Origin of the sequence: Pantoea stewartii subsp. stewartii (assembly GCF_008801695.1) — a bacterium.
Classification (GTDB): Bacteria; Pseudomonadota; Gammaproteobacteria; order Enterobacterales; family Enterobacteriaceae; genus Pantoea; species Pantoea stewartii.
In genome coordinates this window covers 1-4,933 of the sequence record NZ_VZPF01000146.1, presented here as the reverse complement: position 1 = coordinate 4,933, position 4,933 = coordinate 1, and the positions used below count along the sequence as shown (strand labels likewise).

Genomic DNA, 4,933 nt, shown 5'->3' with positions numbered 1-4,933 from the left:
GACGTGGTTGCGTTACGTCATCGGTCATATACAGGACTGGCCGGTGAACCGGGTCCGCGATCTGCTGCCATGGAAGGTCGAGCTTCCCTCTGCCTGAACGTCAATACGGTCTGAATGCGACGCTTACGACTGTATTGCGTTTGGTGATGGTATGAATGATGTCGAAATGCTGAGTATGGCAGGCAAAGGCTGCATTATGGCTAACGCCCATCAGCGTCTGAAAGACACCTTACCTGAACTGGAAGTGATTGGCAGTAATGCCCAGGATGCCGTCCCGGAGACGCTGAGAACACTCTATCTGTCGTAATCCTAAAAGAAGGCCGGTAAGCCGGCCTTCTGGCAAAGCCGTTATGCCCTTTTTTGCTTATGCCGGTGCTCACTGATCATGGTTAACAGCAGCACTACCGCCATAACGGCGCCGGCAATCATCACGATGAATCCGCCATCCCAGCCGAAGTAATCGACGGTATAACCCACAATGGCGCTGGCCGCGACTGAGCCACCCAGATAACCGAACAGCCCCGTAAACCCGGCAGCCGTGCCAGCCGCTTTTTTGGGTGCCAGCTCCAGCGCATGCAGACCAATGAGCATTACCGGTCCATAAATCAGAAAGCCAATCGCGATCATGCAGGCCATGTCCACACCGGGATTGCCCGGCGGATTTAGCCAGTAGATGACGGTAGCAGCGGTAACCAGCGTCATAAAAAACACCCCTGTCGCACCACGGTTGCCGCGAAAGACCTTGTCTGACATCCAGCCGCACAACAGCGTACCGGGAATGCCCGCATACTCATAAAAGAAGTAGGTCCAGGAGGACTTATCAAGCGTGAAATGCTTTACTTCTTTCAGGTAGGTCGGTGACCAGTCGAGGATGCCGTAACGCAGCAGGTAGACAAACACATTTGCCAGAGCGATATACCACAGCAGTTTGTTGGGCAGGACATACTTCATAAAGATTTGTCTGGCAGTGAACTCTTCCTCATGACTTTCGTTGTAATCCACCGGATAGTCGTTTTTATAGGCCTCAATCGGCGGTAATCCACAAGATTGCGGCGTATCGCGCATCAGGGCAAAGGCCAGAATCGCAATGGCGATCGCCCCGAAGGCGGGCATATATAGCGCGGCTTTCCAGTCGTTGAACCACGCCATCCCCAGCAGAAACAGCAGGGGCGGAATCCCGCCGCCGACGTTATGCGCACAGTTCCACACAGAAACGATGCCGCCTCGCTCCTTTTGTGACCACCAGTGGACCATAGTGCGTCCGCAGGGCGGCCAGCCCATTCCCTGAAACCAGCCACAGATGAACAGCAGTACGAACATCACCATAATGCTGGAGGTTGCCCAGGGCACAAACCCCATAATCAGCATTACGGCAGCCGCCAGCGTTAAGCCGGCAGGTAAGAAGACCCGTGGATTCGACCGGTCTGACACCGAACCCATAATAAATTTGGAAAAGCCATAGGCGATGGAGATGCCTGAAAGCGCAAAACCCAGATCGCCGCGTGAGAAGCCTTGTTCAACCAGGTAGGGCATCGCCAGGGCGAAATTCTTTCGAACCAGATAGTAGGCCGCATAGCCAACGAAAATTCCGATAAAGATTTGCCAGCGCAGGCGACGGTAGCGTGGATCGATACGATGGTCTTCGACCCGGGGCTGGTGTGGTGCAGGTTTAAAAATACTCAACATAGCGGTGGCCCTCCAGGGCGCATTATGATTTTGATTCCCGGCAGGTTGGGCAAAACTCAAGAAAACGGCGATCGGGATGCGCCATTTCGCGCAGAGAATAGACAGAGATACGTGGCTTTACTGTGATGAATGACAAATATGTTACATATTTATGACAGTCTGGCGCGAAAATCTCAGGCCGATGCGCTGATTCGCACATTTTTCTGCTGACAGGATATGCCCGATAAGAAGGTAAAAAGCCTGACCGGCAGATTAATGCGTAACTGCCTGGTTAATGTACAGATGTCAACCAGATAAATCTCCCTGCTGTGCGGACATTGTTTACACTGTCGCTCTGTTTATTTCGGGGTTGTTACCGTGCTTTTATTGATTGTTACTACCATTCTGTGGGCTTTTTCATTCAGCCTGATCGGCGAGTACCTTGCCGGTCAGGTTGACAGCTGGTTTTCGGTGCTGATGCGCCTGGCGCTGGCGGCCGTGGTATTTTTGCCTTTCCTGCGCTGGCGCGGCTATCGCCCCTCTACGCTCCTGCTGTATATGCTGGTAGGTATGCTGCAACTGGGCATCATGTATTTACTGAGTTTCGAAGCCTATCTCTATCTGAGCGTGTCTGAATTCCTGCTGTTTACCGTGATGACGCCGCTGTACGTCACGTTGATCTACGACGTGATCAGTCGACGGCCTCTGCGCGCAGGGTACATTTTCAGTGCGTTGCTGGCTGTGGCGGGCGCGGCAATCATTCGTTATGACAAAGTCAGCGATAACTTCTGGTTCGGCCTGTTGCTGGTACAGTTAGCCAATATTTGCTTTGCAGCAGGTATGGTGGGCTACAAACGTTTGCAGGAAACCCGTCCTGTGCCGCAGCACACGGCCTTTTCGTGGTTCTATCTGGGCGCGGTGCTGATTGCGGTGGTGGCCTGGGCCGTCTGGGGCAACCCGCATAAACTCCCAACCACCTCACTGCAGTGGGGCATTCTGGTCTGGCTGGGCGTGGTGGCGTCCGGACTGGGTTACTTTATGTGGAACTACGGTGCTACGCAGGTCGATGCTGGCACGTTGGGCATCATGAACAACATGCATGTGCCGGCAGGCTTGCTGGTCAACCTGGCGATATGGCAGCAAAAGCCACACTGGCCAAGCTTTATTGCCGGTGCGCTCGTGATAGTAGCGTCCTTGTGGGTCCATAAGCGCTGGGTGGTCGGTAAGAACAATCAACAGTGAAGAAACAAGGCATCGCCGCGCACCGGCGCCAAAAGTAGCAGGCCGCTCAGTCTGTTGCGATCCCATGGCGGACGGGGCGCGCGTCGGCAGAAGGCGAGCAAGACGACGTCTGCTCGCCCGGCAGAGCGGACCGCATTGTTATCCCGGTGCGCTTTCTCCGGCAGGACGAGCGTAAGTCGGAGGCTGGTTTAAGCGGGCTTACCTGGCGCAGGGCGATGAATCATCGTCAGCCCCTTGAGGAAATTGCGCAGAATCTGGTCACCGCATTCACGATAGTTTTTGTGATCCGGTTTACGGAAGATCGCGCCAATCTCTGCCTGAGACACGGTGAAGTTGGCTTTTTTCAGGATATCAGGGATGTCGGTCGTTTTCAGGTCAAATGCAATACGCAGCTTTTTCATGAAAATGTTGTTATTCATCTTACGCTCGATGGAAGGCGCAGGGGCATCCTCACTTTTCCCACGGCGATGAAAGATTAAGCCATTCAGGAAATAGCCCATCAGGACATCGGGGCAGGGGCGAAATGCCGCATCCTCATCTTTTTTCAGCCAACTGGTGATATCGGCCTGAGGAACCTCGCACTCCGCTAAGGCAAAAATCGCCACCATTTTGGCATCGTTCAGATCGAGCATATAGCGCACGCTGCGCAAAATATCGTTGTTAGTCATGGTGAGATCGTCTCAAGGTCAGTCAACAGGCTGCGCATTATAGGGGATTTTGCCCGCCGCCGCGCAGCTTTGTCGCTCATGCGGCTAAACGGCTGCAGGATGCGCGGCATTCCTGACAAAAGGCAAATGTTCACAGGCATGCTGACGGGCAAAATGGATAAAGGCTTCCAGCACAGGCTGACGCTGCTCGCCGTCACGCACGGCGGCATAAAGCCGACTCCATAATCCCTCTCCCAGTGTTTTCGTGATCACTAACCCCTGTTTTTCAAAGCTCTCCACTACCCAGTGTGGCAGCGCGGCAATGCCCATGCGCGCCGACACCATCTGAATCATCAACAGCGTGTTATCCACATTCTTCAGTGCAGGACTGATGCCTGCGGGCTGAAGGAAATGACGCCAGATATCCAGCCGCTGACGCTGCACCGGGTAAATCATCAACACTTCGTCGGCCAGTGCGTCAGGGGATATATGTTCGACCTGAGCCAGAGGATGATCGGGTGCCAGCACCAGGCGCACTTCGAAATCGAACATCGGTGAATAGAACAGGCCCGAGCGCGGCAGAATATCGGACGTTAAAACGATATCCAGCTCACCCTGTTGCAGTGCAGGTTGCGGATCGAAGGTCACACCTGATTTAAAATCCATCACCACCTGTGGCCAGCTCTGACGAAACTTATCCAGTGCCGGCGTAAGCCACTGAATGCAGCTATGACATTCAATGGCAACACGAAGCGTAGTCTGTTGCGGCTCATGGCAGGCCTGAAGCGCCTGCTGAATTTGCGGCAGAATCTGTTCCGCCAGCTGCAACAGAATTTCGCCCTGCGGCGTGAAGCGCAATGGCTGGCTTTTGCGTACAAACAGGCGGAATCCCAGCCGCTGTTCCAGATCGCTGAACTGATGTGACAACGCCGACTGCGTCTGGTGAAGCTGGGCGGCCGCGGCGGCCAGCGAGCCGGTATTCCGCAGAGCCTGAAGCGTCCGGAGATGTTTGAATTCGATCATGAGGGTCCTTCACATCGAAACTGAATAATTTGCGCTTGAGAGACATACAGTACCCGCAGAATATAGCGGTGTAAACATCTGGACGGCTAAACGTGACTGGCGATCAGACTGACCCAGGCATTTCTGGAGAATAGCAAATACCAATCCATAACCCTACTCCCGGCTTTTCACGTACAGGTGTGCGGCGCGAGCTGAAAAATTAGTATTTGCTTATCCAAACGGAACGGACGTAAGCGTCACATTTAAACCGTCTGTGCAGCGGGCTCCGGTTCCGGGAAAATAGTGTCCATCATTTTTTAATGGACACTATCGCGTGAAACACCGGACATGGCTCCTTGAGGCGCTTCGCCTCCATT

The 4,933-nt window shown here is 53.8% G+C and carries 5 protein-coding genes and 1 pseudogene; 3 read left to right on the top strand and 3 right to left on the bottom strand.

Going from position 1 to position 4,933, the window contains the following annotated elements; all coding sequences use genetic code 11:
• Both F7Q90_RS24695 and F7Q90_RS24690 read left to right on the top strand, forming a co-directional pair.
• Window positions 1-97, top strand: a 97-nt coding sequence (locus F7Q90_RS24695) for a transposase domain-containing protein (RefSeq protein WP_151160719.1), incomplete at its 5' end; no start/stop codon positions are given.
• Window positions 98-127: 30 nt separating this feature from the next.
• Window positions 128-307: pseudogene (locus F7Q90_RS24690) on the top strand (HAD hydrolase family protein); the annotation flags it as partial.
• A gap of 41 nt (window positions 308-348) precedes the next feature.
• On the opposite strand, the gene glpT reads toward F7Q90_RS24690, so the two are convergent.
• The gene (gene glpT / locus F7Q90_RS24685; RefSeq protein WP_006121465.1) at window positions 349-1,686 is read right to left on the bottom strand and encodes a glycerol-3-phosphate transporter; all 1,338 of its coding nucleotides are present in this window, start codon (window positions 1,684-1,686) and stop codon (window positions 349-351) included.
• A gap of 357 nt (window positions 1,687-2,043) precedes the next feature.
• Between glpT and F7Q90_RS24680 the strand changes: the two genes are divergently transcribed.
• Complete coding sequence (locus tag F7Q90_RS24680; protein ID WP_006121466.1) at window positions 2,044-2,907, top strand: carboxylate/amino acid/amine transporter; 864 nt, start codon at window positions 2,044-2,046, stop codon at window positions 2,905-2,907.
• A 188-nt stretch (window positions 2,908-3,095) separates the two neighbouring features.
• Here F7Q90_RS24680 and F7Q90_RS24675 read toward each other — a convergent pair whose 3' ends face one another.
• Window positions 3,096-3,575, bottom strand: coding sequence for a YehS family protein (locus tag F7Q90_RS24675; RefSeq protein WP_006121467.1), 480 nt, complete (start codon window positions 3,573-3,575; stop codon window positions 3,096-3,098).
• 84 nt (window positions 3,576-3,659) lie between these two features.
• Entirely contained in the window at window positions 3,660-4,577 is a 918-nt protein-coding gene (metR, locus tag F7Q90_RS24670) for an HTH-type transcriptional regulator MetR (RefSeq protein WP_006121468.1), read from the bottom strand.
• Window positions 4,578-4,933 lie beyond the last annotated feature (356 nt).

Coding starts and splice junctions, on each gene's coding strand:
- glpT (WP_006121465.1), bottom strand. CDS start 1,686: ATGTTGAGTATTTTTAAACCTGCACCACACCAGCCCCGGGTCGAAGAC.
- F7Q90_RS24675 (WP_006121467.1), bottom strand. CDS start 3,575: ATGACTAACAACGATATTTTGCGCAGCGTGCGCTATATGCTCGATCTG.
- metR (WP_006121468.1), bottom strand. CDS start 4,577: ATGATCGAATTCAAACATCTCCGGACGCTTCAGGCTCTGCGGAATACC.